General features: G+C 72.7%; 12 protein-coding genes and 1 riboswitch. Of the genes, 9 read left to right on the top strand and 3 right to left on the bottom strand.

All coding sequences use genetic code 11. The annotated features are described in order from the left end of the window. Positions 1-125 precede the first annotated feature (125 nt). Positions 126-839 (bottom strand): hypothetical protein, encoded by a 714-nt coding sequence (locus ACZ4YL_RS21055; RefSeq protein ID WP_468118320.1) that lies wholly within the window; start codon positions 837-839, stop codon positions 126-128. Positions 840-1,050: 211 nt separating this feature from the next. On the opposite strand from ACZ4YL_RS21055, the gene ACZ4YL_RS21050 reads away from it, so the two are divergent. The 3 genes from ACZ4YL_RS21050 to ACZ4YL_RS21040 all read left to right on the top strand — a co-directional run bounded on the left by ACZ4YL_RS21050 (position 1,051) and on the right by ACZ4YL_RS21040 (position 5,381). Beyond that, on the top strand, positions 1,051-3,111 hold the full coding sequence (locus tag ACZ4YL_RS21050) for an N-6 DNA methylase (RefSeq protein ID WP_468118318.1): 2,061 nt from the start codon (positions 1,051-1,053) through the stop codon (positions 3,109-3,111). A gap of 168 nt (positions 3,112-3,279) precedes the next feature. Continuing rightward, complete coding sequence (locus tag ACZ4YL_RS21045; protein WP_468118316.1) at positions 3,280-3,876, top strand: hypothetical protein; 597 nt, start codon at positions 3,280-3,282, stop codon at positions 3,874-3,876. Next, a complete protein-coding gene (locus ACZ4YL_RS21040; protein WP_468118314.1) occupies positions 3,873-5,381 on the top strand; it encodes a protein kinase domain-containing protein in 1,509 nt (502 codons plus the stop codon). Before ACZ4YL_RS21045 ends, ACZ4YL_RS21040 begins: the two co-directional genes overlap by 4 nt. On the opposite strand, the gene ACZ4YL_RS21035 is transcribed toward ACZ4YL_RS21040, so the two are convergent. Next, positions 5,365-7,755: a YfhO family protein gene (locus ACZ4YL_RS21035; protein WP_468118312.1), complete on the bottom strand. Its 2,391-nt coding sequence runs from the start codon at positions 7,753-7,755 to the stop codon at positions 5,365-5,367. The genes ACZ4YL_RS21040 and ACZ4YL_RS21035 overlap by 17 nt on opposite strands. Before the next feature lie 279 nt (positions 7,756-8,034). On the opposite strand from ACZ4YL_RS21035, the gene ACZ4YL_RS21030 reads away from it, so the two are divergent. Together ACZ4YL_RS21030 and ACZ4YL_RS21025 are read left to right on the top strand one after the other, a co-directional pair. Further along, the gene (locus ACZ4YL_RS21030; RefSeq protein WP_468118310.1) at positions 8,035-8,658 is read left to right on the top strand and encodes a SurA N-terminal domain-containing protein; all 624 of its coding nucleotides are present in this window, start codon (positions 8,035-8,037) and stop codon (positions 8,656-8,658) included. Positions 8,659-8,711: 53 nt separating this feature from the next. Beyond that, a complete protein-coding gene (locus tag ACZ4YL_RS21025; RefSeq protein ID WP_468118308.1) occupies positions 8,712-9,725 on the top strand; it encodes a nucleoside triphosphate pyrophosphohydrolase in 1,014 nt (337 codons plus the stop codon). Positions 9,726-9,772: 47 nt separating this feature from the next. Here the strand turns inward: ACZ4YL_RS21025 and ACZ4YL_RS21020 are convergent, their stop codons facing one another. Next, positions 9,773-10,969, bottom strand: coding sequence for a globin domain-containing protein (locus ACZ4YL_RS21020; protein ID WP_468118306.1), 1,197 nt, complete (start codon positions 10,967-10,969; stop codon positions 9,773-9,775). Positions 10,970-11,099: 130 nt separating this feature from the next. Between ACZ4YL_RS21020 and ACZ4YL_RS21015 the strand changes: the two genes are divergently transcribed. The 4 genes from ACZ4YL_RS21015 (at position 11,100) to eno (ending at position 16,283) form a co-directional block, all read left to right on the top strand. Then, positions 11,100-12,413 carry a cytochrome P450 family protein gene (locus ACZ4YL_RS21015; protein WP_468118305.1) on the top strand — a complete coding sequence of 438 codons (1,314 nt, stop codon included), beginning with the start codon at positions 11,100-11,102 and terminating at the stop codon, positions 12,411-12,413. A gap of 177 nt (positions 12,414-12,590) precedes the next feature. Further along, entirely contained in the window at positions 12,591-13,538 is a 948-nt protein-coding gene (locus ACZ4YL_RS21010; protein ID WP_468118304.1) for a transglycosylase family protein, read from the top strand. A gap of 276 nt (positions 13,539-13,814) precedes the next feature. After that, positions 13,815-13,987, top strand: a riboswitch (cyclic di-AMP (ydaO/yuaA leader). A 3-nt stretch (positions 13,988-13,990) separates the two neighbouring features. Beyond that, positions 13,991-14,710 (top strand): transglycosylase family protein, encoded by a 720-nt coding sequence (locus ACZ4YL_RS21005; RefSeq protein ID WP_468118302.1) that lies wholly within the window; start codon positions 13,991-13,993, stop codon positions 14,708-14,710. Positions 14,711-14,996: 286 nt separating this feature from the next. Next, a complete protein-coding gene (eno, locus tag ACZ4YL_RS21000) occupies positions 14,997-16,283 on the top strand; it encodes a phosphopyruvate hydratase (protein WP_468118301.1) in 1,287 nt (428 codons plus the stop codon). Positions 16,284-16,344 lie beyond the last annotated feature (61 nt).

Genomic DNA, 16,344 nt, shown 5'->3' with positions numbered 1-16,344 from the left:
GGCCGCTGACTCCCCCCCCCCCCCCGTTTGCCGTTGTTGCGCTCCCCCGCCCCCCCCCCCCCCCCACCCCCCCTCCCCCCCCCCCCCCCCCCCCCCCCCCCCACGGCCGTTTCCGCGTACGCGGCTCAGCCCAGCTTGTCGGCGTCTATGACGTCCTCGCCGGCCGGGACCTCGGCCTGGACCGGCTTGTCGAAGCCCGAGAAGGAGATCTCGGCCGGCTCCTTGCCGGTGACGCCCGCCTTGAGCAGGTACGGCGTGCCCTCGGTGGCCACCTGCAGGGTCTCGGTGCCCTCCTCGGTCTTCGTGGTCAGGGTGAGGGCCTTCTGGCCGCCGACCGAGGCGACCTTGCCCTTCTCCGCGCCCTTGCTGTCGTCGAACTCCTTGAGCAGCTCGTCCAGGTCGCACAGGGAGGCGAGCTCCTTGGCGTCGGCGTCCGAGGCCTTCGACTTCAGCCAGTGGCCCGCCAGCTGCTTGACCGCCTCGTCCGCCTCCGCCTTGGGCAGGTCCTTCATCTGCGAGCGGTAGAAGGGCTCGTCCGCCTTGATGAACACGAACTCGGAGTTGCGGATCAGCTCGAAGGAGCCCTCCTGGCCGGCGATCGTGCCCCGGCAGTCGCCGGCCTTGCTGACGGCCATGTTCAGCTCCATCGGCTTGCCCTCGTCCCAGACCTTGCCGCTGACGGTGAGCGAGGCGGCGCCGCGCAGGGCGTCCACGGACTTGTCCGCCACCTCGGAGCCGGACAGGTCGGCGAACGGGCCGGACGCGAAGCATCCGGTCAGGCCGAGGGCGGCGGCGCAGGCGAGGGCGGCGGTGGCGGTGAAGCGGTGAGCGGTGCGCATGGGGACTCTCTAGGGCAGCTGGGAAGGAGGGAAGGACGATGGAAGGAGAATCGGAAGACTATATTCCGCTTCGGACGGATCGCGGCGATCCGGCGGGTGAAGACGTACCGATCACAGCAGATTCTCGTGAACCGAGTCAACGCGATTCACGGAAATTCTTGAGTTCACGCTGTGAATCGGTCTCTCAAGTGTGAGCGGGTATGCTCCCGGCATGCCCGAGGAGAACGCCGCAGCAGAGGTCACCGCAGCAGAGGCCACCGCGGCCGAAGTCACCGCGGCCGAGGTCGCCCGTCTGGCCGGAGTGGGCCGCGCGGCCGTGAGCAACTGGCGGCGCCGCCACGCCGACTTCCCCAAGCCCATGGGCGGCACCGAGACCAGCCCCTCCTTCTCCCTGGACGAGGTGGAGCACTGGCTGCGCGCCCAGGGCAAGCTCGCCGAGGTCCCGCTGCGCGAACGCGTCTGGCAGCAGATCACCGCCCACCCGGGCGGGGCCGTCACCGCACTCGTCAAAGCGGGCGCTGCCCTGCTCGTCGTACGGGACCGGCCCGCCGACTGGCTGGAGCTGACCGCCGTCTCCGACGCGCGCATGTCCACCCTGCTGCGGCCCGTCCTCGACCAGGTGCTCGGCGCGCGCCTCGGACCCGGCCACGCGCTCGCCGGGATCCCGCTGAGTCCGGCCACCATGCCGCTGCTGCGGGCCGCCGCCGAACTCGCCGCCGAACTCGGGGCCCGCCAGGCCTTCGAGTTCCTCCTCGGGCGCCACCTCGACGCCAACCCCCGCCAGTACACGCTCACCCCGGACGGCCTCGCCGGGCTCATGGCCGCCCTCGCCGGGCCCTCCTCCCGCACCGTCCTCGACCCCGCCTGCGGCACCGGCACCCTGCTGCGGGCCGTCCCCGGTGCCACCGCCCTGTACGCGCAGGACTCCGCGCCCGAACTCGCCGCCCTCGCCGCCCTGCGCCTCGCCCTGAACGGAACGCCCCAGGTCCGCGCGGCCGCCGCCGACAGCCTGCGGGCCGACGCCTTCGCCCAGGGCACCGTCGACGCCGTGCTCTGCCACCCGCCGTTCAACGAACGCGGCTGGGGGCACGAGGAACTGGCCTACGACCCGCGCTGGGAGTACGGCTTCCCGGCCCGCACCGAATCCGAACTCGCCTGGGTCCAGCACGCCCTGGCCCACCTGCGCGAGGGCGGCACCGCCGTACTGCTCATGCCGCCCGCCGTCGCCGCCCGCCGCTCCGGCCGCCGCATCCGCGCCGACCTGCTGCGCCGCGGCGCGCTGCGGGCCGTCGTCGCGCTCCCGGCCGGCGCCGCGCCCCCGTACGGGATCCCCCTGCACCTGTGGGTGCTGCGCCGGCCCGCCCCGCACGCGGCGCCCCCGGCCGGGCTGCTGCTCATCGACACCGCAGCCCTCACCGCCGACACCCCGGTCCGGTCCGCCTGGCCCGCCGTGCACGGCGCGGTGGAGGACGCCTGGAGCGCGTACGACCGCACCGGCTCGGTCGCGGAGACACCGGGCGTCAGCCGTGTCGTCCCCGTCATCGAGCTGCTCGACGACGACGTGGACCTCACCCCCGCCCGCCACCTGCCCCCGCCGGCCGCCGGTGGCGGTCCGGCCGAACTGACCGCCGTACGGGAGCGGCTCGGCGAGACCCTCGGCCGGGCCGCCCGGCTCACCCCGCCGCCCGCGGCGGCGCCCGCCGGGGGCACCGCCCGGCCGCCGATGACCACCGTCGGCGAACTCGCCCGTGCCGGAGCCCTGGAACTGCACACCGGCACCGGTGGCGGAAGCGGCTCGGCTCCCGTCCTCACCGAACAGGACGTCTACACCGGGGGCGGCCCGTCCGGCACCCTCGTGCCCACCGCCGACGAGCCCGTGCTCACCGCCCCCGGCGACGTACTCGTCCCCCTCGTCGGCGGCGCGGCCATCGCCCGGGTCGTCGACGCGGCCGCCGCGGGCGCGGTACCGGGCCGCGGCCTGGCCCTGCTGCGCCCCGACCCCGACGCCCTCGACCCGTGGTTCCTGGCCGGATTCCTGCGCGGCACCGCCAACACCCGCCGCGCCAGCAGCCACGCCTCCACCGCCACCCGGCTCGACGTACGCCGGCTCCAGCTGCCCCGGCTGCCCCTGGCGCAGCAGCAGAGCTACGGGCTCCGCTTCCGCGCGCTCGCCGAGTTCGAGGACGCGCTACGGCTGGCGGGGCGGCTCGGCGAACAACTCGTACAGGGTTTCCACGACGGGCTCTCCGACGGCACGGTCACGCCGGAGTGAACGGCCGTGCAGCGAGCGTGCAACGGTTGCGCGCATCCCCTCACCCCTGGCCGGGAACGCTGTATACCCTCAGACCCGAAACCTCTTCCGCACGGCCCGTCAGGAGCAGCGATGCACGGCCCCGGCCTTCCGCCGCAGCACGGCCCCCAGTCCGATTCGGGGGGTGTGATGGCATTGCGCGTGGTGTTCGTGCTGCTGCCCATCCTCAGCTGCGGCTTCCTCGCCTGGGGGTCGTTGCTGCGGCTCGCCCTGGTCACCCGCAAGTCCCGTGACTGGGCGCTGATGGTGGCCGGCGGCGTGCTCGCCGTCGTGTGGATGACGCTCATCCAGGTCGACCCCACGCCCGAAGTCAACGGCTGGCAGGGCAACCTGGGGGCCGGCGGCTCGATCTTCACCGGTTTCGCGGTCTGCGTGTACTTCCTCGTCGCCGACATCAAGCACCACGAGGCCCGGCGGACGGCCCCGACCGCGCAGTGGTACCCGGCGCAGTCCGCTCCGTACGTCCACCCGCAGCCGTCCGGACCCGCCTACGGGTACCCGCCCGCCACGGCCACCACCCGGCCCTCCACCCCGACGCCGACCCCCGCGCCGACGCCGGCCCCGGCGCCTCCGCAGGTGCCGCCGCAGCCGACGCCGCCCCCGCGCATCGGGCAGGTCCGTGCCGAGCTCGACGAGCTCAGCGAGCTGCTGCGCAAGCAGACCCCGCCGGCCGGGGGCCCCCGCCACGATCCCCACCAGACCCCGTTCCAGGACCCCCAGCAGTGACCGACCGGCTCATCGGCGACCGCTACCAGCTCGCGACCATCCTCGGCCAGGGCGGCATGGGCCAGGTCTGGACCGCCTACGACCGGCGCCTCGACCGCCGCGTCGCCGTCAAGCTGCTGCGCCCCGACAAGGTCGCGGGCCCCGGCACGGTCGCCGAAGAACTGCGCCGCCGCTTCGTGCGCGAGTGCCGGGTCACCGCGCAGGTCGACCACCCCGGCCTGGTCACCGTCCACGACGCGGGCAGCGACGGCGACGAACTCTTCCTCGTCATGGGCTACGTGGAGGGCGCCGACCTCGCCGACCACCTCGCCGAGCACGACCCCTACCCCTGGCAGTGGGCGGTCGCCGTCGTCGCGCAGCTGTGCTCGGTCCTGTCGGCCGTGCACGCGGTGCCGATCGTGCACCGGGACCTGAAGCCGCGCAACGTGATGGTCCGCCCGGACGGCACCGTGCTCGTCCTGGACCTCGGCGTCGCCTCGGTGATGGACACCGACACCACCCGCCTCACCAGCACCGGCTCGCCCATCGGCAGTCCCGCGTATATGGCGCCCGAGCAGGCCATGGGCGGCGCCGTGGGCCCGTACACCGACCTGTACGCCCTCGGCGTGCTGCTGTACGAACTCCTCAGCGGCAACGTCCCGTTCGCCGGGTCAACCGCCCTCGGCGTCCTGCACCGCCACCTGTACGAGCCCCCGCTCCCGGTCCGCCAGATGCGCCCGGAGATCCCGCCGGAGCTGGAGAAGCTCCTGCTCCACCTCCTCGCCAAGGACCCGCAGGACCGGCCCTCCTCCGCCCAGGAGGTCTACGAGGCCCTGGCCCCGCTGCTTCCCGCCCGCGGCAGCCGCACCCCGTCCGGCCCGCTCGACCCGACCCGGCCCTTCCTGCGCCCGCAGGCACCCTGGCCGGACCGGGCCGCGGTCGTCCCTCCGCGGCCGAGCACCCCGCCCACGCCGCCCAGGGCCGACGTCCCCGGCGCCGTGGACGAGGCCCGCAAGCTCCTGGACGAGGGGCGGCTCACCCAGGCCGTGGACATCCTCGGCGGCATCCTCCCGGCGGCGGCCGCCGAGCACGGGGAGCACTCCCCGGTGGTCCGCTCCCTGCGCAAGCAGTACGCCGCCACGCTCATGGACGACGGCCAGTACCGGCGCGCCCTGCCGGAACTGCGCCGCCTCGCCGACGAGTTCCCGGCCGGGGACCCCCAGTCGCTGCGCTTCCGCTACGACTCGGCCCAGTGCCTGGAGCAACTGGGCGAGCCGGCCGCCGCCCTGGCGGAGTACCGCTCGCTGCTCCCGTTCTTCGAGAACCACTACGCCAATCCGGACCCGGGTCTGCCGCTGGAGGTCCGCCGCCGGATAGCCCACCTGCTGCTCTCCCTCGGCGACCGCCAGGCGGCCCACGACACCCTGGCCCGGCTGCTGTTCGACGCGGAACGGCTGCACGGCCCGGCCCACCCCTTCCCGGCCGAGATCCGCCGCACCCTGCACTGGCTCAGCCAGGTCCGCTGACGGAGCGGGCGACGCGGCGGGCCCGGCCCCGGCCCCGCAGGGCCGCGACCAGCAGGATCCCCAGCGCGCCCGCCAGGGCCGCCAGCCCCGGGACCAGACCCGGCGGGCGGAACACGCAGCTCACCCCGGTGGTGCCGGGGGAGAGCGGGATCGCCACCAGGCCCAGATGGCTGGAGGCCGGACGGCCGTTGCAGGTCCAGCCGGCGATCGCGGGGACCGAGAGGACCGCCGTGCCGCTCGTGCCCGGCGGGAGCGTGGCGTGGACCTCGGAGGAGCCGACCTCGACCGAGGTCGCCGCCGTGGCCCGCAGGCCGGCCACCGCGGCGTCGAGCCGCGTCCGGTCCAGGCAGGACAGGGTCCACCGCGGGGGCGGGGCCGCGTCGAAGACCAGGGCCGAGGATTCCCCGCGGGAGGGGCCCATCGGCTGGAGGGCGGCCCGGTTGCGGGGGGCGTTGCCGTTCAGCCGGAAGGCGGGGCCGTCCGCGAGGCGTGCCGTCGCGTTGTACTCGGGGGCCCACAGGTAGGCCTCCGTGCCCGCGCGGCAGATGCCGGGCGCGAGCGGGTCCTCGTACACCCGGGCGCCCAGCAGCGCTTCCTGGTTGGCGAAGGGGGAGTCGTCGGCGTAGGAGACGGCGGCGCCGGGCGGGCGGGTCGTCACCAGCGGGGGCACCGGGGCGCGGCGGACCGTGCCGTCGGGCTGCAGGCGTGCGCCGACCGCGAAGACGGCGTCCGTCACCGGGTTGTCGATGCTCTGGACGTTGCGTCCGCGCGAGGTCCAGCCCGCCCCGAGCGCGACCATCGTGCGGGTGAACACGTCCGGGGTGTGGCTGCTGTAGTACGCGCCGCCCTCGCCGCCGAGCAGCAGCGGGTCGTTGCCCGTCAGGGCGGGCCGGCCCGGGTCGGTGCGGTACGCGGGCCAGCCCTCGGCGCCGGCCAGGACCTCGGCGCGCGCGGTGTGCGCCGGCCCCCAGGACGGGTAGTCGTCGAGGCCGCCCAGCTTGCCCTTGTGGCCGTAGGCGGTGGTCGCGGCGGCCTGTGCCAGCAGGACCAGCGCGAGCAGTCCGGCCGCCGGCCACGCGAGGCGGCGGTGGCGCAGCGCCCACCAGGCCGCACCCGCCAGCGCCAGCCCGCCGCCGAAGAGCGCGTAGCCCGCCGTCGTCACCAGGGGGCTGTCGCGCGCCCACAGCACGGCGGCCGCCAGGACGCCCGCACCCGCGGCCAGCGCCGGCGGCCGCGGCAGGCCCGCGGCCAGCCCGGTCCAGGCGGCGATCACGGCGATCCCGGCCAGCACGAAGGTCTGCCGGTACGGGCTTCCGTTCGGGGTGGCGAACAGGTGCCAGGCCAGATGGGCCGGCGCCCACTGGAGGGACAGCGCCACGGCCACGGTCAGTCCCGCCCACCACAGCCGGGTGCGCAGCGGGACGGCGCGGTGGAAGGGCAGCGCGGCCACCAGCAGCAGGGTCCCGGTGCCGACGAAGACGGCGGGGGAGGAGAAGGAGTACGTCCCCGGCAGCAGTCGCGCGAACAGGTCCGCCCAGGTCACCGGCCGGAACTCCCTGACCCACCCCGGGTAGGCCTGCCCCGAGCTGAGGAAGAGGGGCAGGAGTACGGGTGCCGAGAGCGCGATGCCGAGCACGGTCGTCCCGGCGCCCCGGGCGATCACCGCCAGCCGGGTCCGGGCCCCCTCCCGGGTGAGCACCACCCGTACCAGCAGCACCAGCGCCGCACCCAGCGTCGCCATGTAGGCGGTGTAGAAGTTCGCCGTCCAGCAGACCGCGACGACCAGCGGCGCGAGCAGGATCCGGCGCCCGCGCAGGGCCCATTCACCGGTCAGGCACAGCAGGGGGAAGGCGATCAGCCCGTCCAGCCACATCGGGTTGTACGAGGCCTCGATCACCGACCAGCCGCACAGCGCGTACGAGGCCCCGAGCAGGCCGGCCGCCCACCAGGGCCCGCGGCGCTGCGTGCGCAGCAGCCAGGTCATCGCCGCCGCCGCGGCCGACATCTTGAGCACGGTGACGACGTACACGGCGAGGTCGATGTCCGCGCGCGGGAAGAGCCCGACGAGGACGGCGAAGGGGCTGGTCAGGTAGGTGCCCAGGTCCGGCAGGAAGCTCATGCCGTAGCCGGAGCGCCAGTTGAACAGCAGCCCGCCCTCCGCGCGGCCGTGCAGGAGGTCCCACAGCTGCGCGTGGAAGGGGACGAACTGGTTGCCGAGGTCGTTGATGCTGCGGTGGCGCGATCCGTAGGGGAACACACGGGCGGCGGCGTCCCCGGCGCACACGGCCACCGCCGTGAGCAGGGCGGCGAGCGCCGATCCGAGCAGACTCCGGCGGCGCGGTGAGGGACGCGGCGAGCGGTGCGTTGTCGACATGGTGGGCCGACCTTGGCAGGGCCGGGTGACCGAAGGGTGGCCTCAGGGTTGCCGGTGGCCGATCCGGCCGTTGCCCCGGGGGCAGGGGTCCCCAGAACGGGTGACGGGTGGCGCGCCGGACACGCAGGTGCCCGCCGGCCCGCTTATGAACGGTGCGTGTTCGGTCCGCGCGTGAATCGTTGGTCGAACCGGTGGTCCGGATCACCGTGACCTCATAACATCGATCACCGCACGGCCCTTTGTGCACCGACGCACAATCTCCCGGCCCTGGAGGCTCCTTTGCACCGTCGCACAGCGCTCTCCGTCTCCGCCGCCCTGCTCGTGGCGGCACCCCTGCTGTCCGCCTGCTCGGGCGAGCCGCGTCCCGGCACCGCGGCCGTCGTGGGCGGCGAACGGATCACCACCTCCGCGCTCCAGGCCCAGGTCAACGACGTCCGCGCGGCGCAGAACCGTTCCGGGCAGGCCGCCGCCGAACTCATCGCGAGCACCCCCCACCTGGAGCGGCAGAAGCTCGACGCCCTCCTGCAGAGCCGGATCATCGACAAGATGGCCGACACCGCCGGGCTCACGGCCACCCAGAAGGACATCGAGGACGAACGCAAGGCGTACGTCGACGAGAACGGCGGCGAGGAGCCGTTCGAGGCACTTCTCCTGCAGAAGGGGGCCATGGCCCCCGGCCAGGTCGACCGCTTCCTCCGGGACCGGGTGCTCCTCACCGCGCTCACCGCCAAGTACGGAGCCGGGAAGCTGGAAGAGCCGGCCCGCGCCGCCGTCAAGGCACTGCACATCGAGGTGAACCCGCGCTACGGCGCCTGGGACGCCAAGGAGATCAAGCTGGGCACCGGCGAGACGCCCTGGATCACCCAGCGGACGCGGCCCGAGGCGGCCCCGGCCGGAGCCTGACGCTCCGGGGTCCCCCGGACCGTGGGCCGGCGCGCCGGAGGTAGGTTCGGAGGGTGACCGACCACTCCGAACCCACCGCCCCCGCCGCCGCTGCCGAGCCCACGGGCCGCATCGTCCTGCTGACCACCAGCCACCGGGTCGCCCCCGGCGTGCTGTCCTGGCCGGCGTGGCAGACCCTGCACGCTGCGGACCGGGTGCTGTGCGCCGACCCCGGCCACCCGCAGCTGCCGTACCTGCGGGAGGCGGGCATCGAGGTCGCGTTCGAGAGCCCGGACGCGCACGCGCTGGTCGAGGCCTGCGCGGGCGGCCGTACGGTCGTGGTGCTCCCGGGCGGCGAGGGCGATCAGCGGCTCACCGACGGACTGGCCCGGCTGGCCGGCTCGGGCCGGGTCTCCATGCCCGACCTGGAACTGCTGCCGGGCTCCTACGACCTGCCGGGCGCGCGCCTGCTCGACCTGGTCCAGGTGATGGACCGGGTCCGGCGCGAGTGCCCGTGGACCTCCCGGCAGACCCACCGGGGCCTGGCCAAGTACGCGATCGAGGAGGCGTACGAGCTGGTCGAGGCCATCGAGGACGGGGACCGGGAGGAGCTGCGCGAGGAGCTCGGCGACGTGCTGCTCCAGGTGGTCTTCCACGCCCGGATCGCCGAGGAGTACGAAGATCCCGACGAGGCCTTCTCCATCGACGACGTGGCCGGGGCGCTCGTCACGAAGCTGATCCACCGGCACCCGCACGTCTTCGGCGACGCGGAGGCCGAGACCCCGGAGGACGTCAACGCGCACTGGCAGCGCACCAAGGCGGTGGAGAAGCGGCGGGAGTCGGTCACCGACGGGATCCCGGTGGGCCAGCCCGGCCTGGCACTCGCCGCCAAGCTCGCGGGCCGGGCCCGTACGGGCGGCGTGGCCGTGGAACTGCCCCGCGGCGAGGGCATCGGGTACGAGCTGCTGGAGCTCGCGGCCCGCGCCGAGGCGGCGGGGACCGACCCCGAGACCGCGCTGCGCGCGGCGGCCCGCGCCTACCGGGACGCGATCCGGGCGGCCGAAGGCGTGGCGGAGCCGGGCGAGTAGCGGCCCGCAGGCACTCCTTATTCCTTCGGTACTCCTTCGGTACTCCTTCAGTACGTCCTCGGCGCGCGGGCCGAGGGGTCGTGCCAGTGGGGCGCCGGGGGATCCAGGAACCACTCGCCGAATCCCAGCGGACGCTCCCCGTATCCGTGGCTCCGGGCCGGTACGGCGTCGTGGAAGAGGCGGCCGGGGCGGGCGCCCAGCTCCTGGAGGAGATGGGAGGTCTCGTCGATGAACGGCGGCGGACCGCTGAGGTAGACGTCCTGGTCCGGCCACAGACCCCGGTTGCCCAGCGCGGTCGCCAGCCGGTCGGTGGCCTGGTTGCGGTGCTGCCCGGGCGCGGGCGTGATGTAGGTGACGGCGAGCCAGCCGCAGCGGGCGGCGTACGCGTCGATGAGCGGGCGGTCGTAGAGGTGCGCGCCGTCCCGGGCCACCACGAAGAGCCGTACGTCCTGATCGGGGGGACGCTCCGCGAGATCCTCCAGCAGGGCCCGGATGGGCGCCCATCCGGTGCCGGCTGCGATCAGGCTGACCGGGCGGTCCTCGCGGCGGAAGGTCAGCTGCCCGCCGGCGGCGCCGAGCCGCAGCACGTCGCCCGGCCGGGTCTCGCGGACCAGGGCGGTGCTCAGCCGCCCCCGGTCGACCCGGCTGACGTGCAGGTCGAGAGTGCCGTCGGGGCGGGGGGCGTTGCCGATGGAGTAGGTCCGCCAGGTCGTCGGGACCCGTTCGCTGCTCACGCTCGTGTACTGGCCGGGGAGATAGGGGAAGGGGGCGTGCGGCCGCAGCGTCAGGACGCCTATGTCCGGTCCGTACTGGAGGTGGCGCACGACCTCCGCGTCCCACCACGGCGGGCCCTCGCTCGCGTCGGCGCCGGCCGTCATCGCGTCGGCCATCACCTGGTAGGCCTCGGCCCAGGCCTTCTCGACCGGTGGGGTCCAGGCCTCGCCGGAGGTCTCCGCGAGCGCGGCGAGCAGGCTGGCGCCGACGGCCGCGTAGTGCTCGGGGCGGACCAGGAACTTGCGGTGGTCGCGTCCCAGGTCGCGCAGGTAGGGGCCGAGGGTCTCGTCGTCGAGGTGGGCGATCACGTGGGTGAGCGCGGCGAAGAGCCGGTCCCGCTGGCGTTCCATGTCGTGGAGGGAGGCCGGGAAGAGGGCGCGGACTCCGGGGTTGTGCCAGAAGAGGTGGGTGTAGAAGAACTTGACGGCGTGCTCGGCCCGTCTCTCCACCACCGCGAAACTGCTTTTCAAGATCCTGACATCCACAAAACCGAAAGTAGGAATGCCGGAGAAGTTCAGGTCAAGGGTTGGCCGATCTACGGACAGCCGCGACGAACCACTCATATCGGGTGGGGGTTCGGAGCCGGGATACGGTCATCAGGTGCAAGAGCAGACCTCCGGAACCCCCGCCGAAACCCCCGCGGACACTCCCGCCGACACCCCTTCCGCCGAGGGCCCCACCCTCTTCGACTGGGAGTTCGCGACCGACCCCTACCCGGCCTACGCCTGGCTGCGCGAGCACTCCCCGGTGCACCGCACCAAGCTGCCCAGCGGGGTCGAGGCATGGCTCGTCACCCGGTACGCCGACGCCCGTCAGGCCCTCGCCGACCAGCGGCTCAGCAAGAATCCGGCGCACCACGCGGAGCCCGCGCACGCCAAGGGCAAGACCGGGATCCCGGGGGAGCGCAAGGCGGAGCTGATGACGCACCTGCTCAACATCGACCCGCCGGACCACACCCGGCTGCGGCGGCTGGTGTCGAAGGCCTTCACCCCGCGCAGGGTCGCCGAGTTCGCCCCGCGGGTACAGGCGCTCACCGACCACCTGATCGACGGGTTCGCGGGGAAAGGTGAGGCTGATCTCATTCACGAGTTCGCCTTCCCGCTCCCCATCTACGCCATCTGCGAGATGCTCGGGGTACCGCGCGAGGACCAGGACGACTTCCGTGACTGGGCCGGCATGATGATCCGCCACGGTGGCGGTCCGCGCGGCGGGGTCGCCCGGTCGGTCAAGCAGATGCGGACCTACCTCGGCGAACTCATTCACCGTAAAAGGGATGATCTGGGTGACGACCTGATCTCCGACCTGATCCGGGCGAGTGATCACGGGGACCATCTGACGGAGGGCGAGGCCACCGCCATGGCCTTCATCCTGCTTTTCGCCGGTTTCGAGACCACCGTGAACCTCATCGGCAACGGGGTCCACTCCCTCTTCATGAACCCCGGGCAGCGCGAGCGCCTCCAGCTCTCCCTCGCCGCCGGGGAGAGCGGACTGCTGGCCACCGGGGTCGAGGAACTGCTGCGCTACGACGGCCCGGTGGAGCTGGCGACCTGGCGGTTCGCCACCGAGCCGCTGACCCTCGGCGGCAAGCGGATCGAGGCCGGCGATCCGGTCCTGGTCGTCCTCGCGGCCGCCGACCGGGATCCGGAGCGCTTCGCCGACCCGGACACCCTCGACCTCTCCCGGACCGACAACCAGCACCTCGGGTACGGGCACGGCATCCACTACTGCGTGGGTGCTCCGCTCGCCCGGCTCGAAGGACAGACCGCACTGGCGACTTTGCTGACGCGTCTGCCTGATCTGGAACTCGCCGTTCCACCCCAAGACCTGCGCTGGCGCGGGGGGTTGATCATGCGAGGGCTACGTACTCTTCCCGTCCGATTCGCGGCTCAAAACACTTGCGCGGAAGCTGATTAAAAGTCAGATCCAGCTTGAACTTGTGACAATCGTTCGAAGGCCGCTAGGTTCTGCCGTTACCCCGCTGTTATATGCGAAAGGTGATCCCTCATGCTCTCCGGGAACGGCCGTCACAGACGCCCCCGCCAGGTCCCCGCGCTGGTTGTCACAGCCGGAGTCACTGGCTCTGCGCTGGCCATGCCGCTGTTGGCGGCCACCAGCGCCACCGCCGCCGACACCTCCACGTGGGACAAGGTCGCCGAGTGCGAGAGCGGCGGCTCGTGGAGCGCGAACTTCGGCAGCGGCACCTACGGCGGACTCCAGTTCACCCAGGAGGAGTGGCAGAGCGCCGGCGGGCTCGACTTCGCCGAGCGCCCCGACCTGGCGAGCCGTTCCCAGCAGATCGCCGTGGCCGAGCGGGTGCTGGGCTCGACGGGACCGCAGGCGTGGCCGCTGTGCGCGGCCTCGGCCGGCCTGGTCCGGGAGAGCCCCGCCGCACAGGTGGACCCCGGTCTGCCCGGCGGCCAGGGCCCACTCGCCCCCGCGCCGTCCCGCCCGGACGACGCCGTTCCGTCCACCAGGGGCGGCAAGCCGTCCACGGACTACGGGTCCCCGACCCCGGCCCCGGCTCCGAGCCCGTCCAGCACTCCGTTCCTGATTCCCGACGCGCCGTCCATCGGACTGCCCGTCATGCCCGCGCCGGACATCCCGACGACGCCCCCGGCCGACCCGACGGCTCCGGCCGTGCCGGGCGGTCCGACCGGCACGCCGACCCCCGTCGACCCGACGGCGCCGACGCTGCCGGTGGACCCGACCGCGCCCACCACCTCGCCCGTCACGCCGGGACTGCCCCCGGTCGACCCGACGGCCCCCGCGGCCCCGGAGGTCCCGCAGACCACCGGTACCACTCCTGTCCAGGGCAATGGCAAGCACCGCGGTGCGCCGGAGGCCGTGCCGACGGCCCCCTCTGATGCCGCGTCGGACCCCACCTACACGGTCCAGGCGGGCGACAGCCTGGCGACCATCGCGGTTGCCAAGGGCGTAAAGGGGGGCTGGAACGGTCTCTACCAGGCCAATGAGAAGGTCATCGGTGAGGACGCCGACCTCATCAAGCCCGGTCAGAACCTGGATCTAACCGTGCAATAAGGACAGTTCAGCTACCCGGAAAGAGTCGAATGTCGGATTTCTGTAAGTGAGACATGTGTCTCTTCCGGTCAACTGGCGTGTCCCGCCCCGGGGCTTCCGCAAACCCCGCCCTCACCTGCGCAAACGCCCCTGTGGGGAGCGCAAGTAGGGGCCGTTTCTCCCCGATGTTCCTCGTTGAACATCGGGGAGGGACCTGTCTACCTTCTGAATCGCTCGCCACCGCGAGCTCCTTCGACCGCATCGCCGAATCCTGCCGGCGGACGGGGGGAACAGTCGTCGCGTCAAGCGCCGAAGGCAGGAGCGGGGGAACCAAGGTAGGTGCCGGGAGCGGCCGTTGAGAGACGGTCACGCCACCGGCTTGGGGTTAAGACGTGCGCTAGGTCGCACGGCCGGGCAACTCACTCGCCCGAACCCGACAGCTCACCTCGTAGGCGTCGGTGAGGAGAAACTCCATGCTGCTTTCCGGCAAGGGCAAGCACCGTCGCGGTACTGCAATCGAGCGGTCTGTCCGGATCGTCACGCTCGCCGGTGTCGCCGGTGTGGCCGTGGCCGCCCCCCTGATGGCCGCGGGCACCGCCAGCGCCGCCACCACGTCCGAGTGGGACAAGGTCGCGCAGTGCGAGTCCGGTGGCAACTGGGCCATCAACACGGGCAACGGCTACTACGGCGGTCTGCAGTTCTCGCCCTCCACGTGGGCCGGGTTCGGTGGCAAGTCGTACGCCGCGCAGGCCAACCAGGCCTCCAAGTCGCAGCAGATAGCCGTCGCCGAGAAGGTCCTCAAGAGCCAGGGCAAGGGCGCCTGGCCGTCCTGCGGCAAGGGCCTGTCGAACTCCGCCTACACCGGTGGCGGCTCCGAGACCCCGGCGTCGTCGAAGCCGCAGTCCAAGCCGCAGCCGAAGCCGAAGGCCGAGAAGCCGAAGACCGAGACCAAGGCCGCGCCGAAGCAGACCAAGCGTCCCGAGGCTCCGACCACCCGCTCCGAGCGTGCCGAGGCGCCGGCCGCGCCGAAGACCGGCAACGGCTCGTACGAGGTCAAGCCGGGCGACACCCTGGGCACCATCGCCGAGGCCAACGGCGTCAAGGGCGGCTGGGAGAAGCTCTTCGAGCTGAACAAGGACATCGTCTCGGACGCCGACCTGATCTTCCCGGGCCAGAAGCTGAAGCTCAGCTGAACACTGCGGCAGAAGCCGCAGAAACCTGTACACGGCGTCAGCTGACCCCGTGCAGGATTTCCACCGCCCGGCGCGTGCCCCACGCGCCGGGCGGTGCTGCGTGCGGCCCCCGAAGGCCGGTGATCAAGCGACCTATGTCCCGGAAGAGGGGTATTCGGTCCCTTTTTCGTCCCAGGGTCCGGGCGGTCGGGCGGCCCAGTGCCCGGAGCCGGTTAGGCTCTAGGCGGCAAGGCCATCCCACGGCCTGACACGCCACCGCACACTCAGCGTCACATCCCAGAAGGAGATGCTCGTGCCGTCCATCGACGTCGTCGTAGCCCGGGAAATCCTGGACTCCCGAGGCAACCCCACGGTCGAGGTCGAGGTGGGCCTCGACGATGGCAGCACCGGCCGTGCTGCAGTTCCGTCCGGCGCCTCCACCGGTGCATTCGAGGCCATCGAGCTCCGTGACGGTGACCCCAACCGTTACTTCGGCAAGGGTGTCGAGAAGGCCGTCCTCGCCGTCATCGAGCAGATCGGCCCGGAGCTCGTCGGCTACGACGCCACCGAGCAGCGTCTGATCGACCAGGCCATGTTCGACCTGGACGCCACCGACAACAAGGGCTCGCTCGGCGCCAACGCCATCCTCGGCGTGTCCCTGGCCGTCGCGCACGCCGCGTCCGAGGCCTCGGACCTTCCGCTCTTCCGCTACCTCGGCGGTCCGAACGCGCACCTGCTGCCCGTTCCGATGATGAACATCCTCAACGGTGGGTCGCACGCCGACTCCAACGTGGACATCCAGGAGTTCATGATCGCCCCCATCGGCGCGGAGTCCTTCTCCGAGGCGCTGCGTTGGGGTGCCGAGGTCTACCACACCCTCAAGAAGGTCCTGCACACCAAGGGCCTCTCCACCGGCCTGGGCGACGAGGGCGGCTTCGCCCCGAACCTGGAGTCCAACCGCGCCGCGCTCGACCTCATCATCGAGGCCATCAAGCAGGCCGGCTACACCCCGGGCACGGACATCGCGCTCGCGCTCGACGTCGCCGCGTCCGAGTTCTACAAGGACGGCCAGTACGAGTTCGAGGGCAAGTCCCGCTCGGCCGCCGAGATGACCGACTACTACGCCGAGCTCGTCGCGGCGTACCCGCTCGTCTCCATCGAGGACCCGCTGTACGAGGACGACTGGGACGGCTGGAAGACCATCACCGACCGCCTCGGCGCGAAGGTCCAGATCGTCGGTGACGACCTGTTCGTCACCAACCCGGAGCGTCTGGCCCGCGGTATCGAGGAGGGCTCCGCGAACGCCCTGCTCGTGAAGGTGAACCAGATCGGTTCGCTGACCGAGACCCTGGACGCCGTCGAGATGGCCCAGCGCAACGGCTTCAAGTGCATGATGTCCCACCGCTCCGGTGAGACCGAGGACGTCACCATCGCCGACCTCGCCGTCGCCGTGAACTGCGGCCAGATCAAGACCGGCGCCCCGGCCCGCTCGGACCGTGTCGCCAAGTACAACCAGCTGCTGCGCATCGAGGAGATCCTCGACGACGCCGCGGTGTACGCGGGCCGCAGCGCCTTCCCGCGCTTCAAGGGCTAATCACCCCCCTGAGGGGCTGGCCTCCGTACGTCCCCGCACTCGGTCCCGTACCGTGTGCGGG

The organism is Streptomyces sp. NPDC030021, assembly GCF_055574035.1.
Note: the sequence above shows the minus strand (reverse complement) of the source record. Positions and strands in the feature narration are given on the sequence as shown.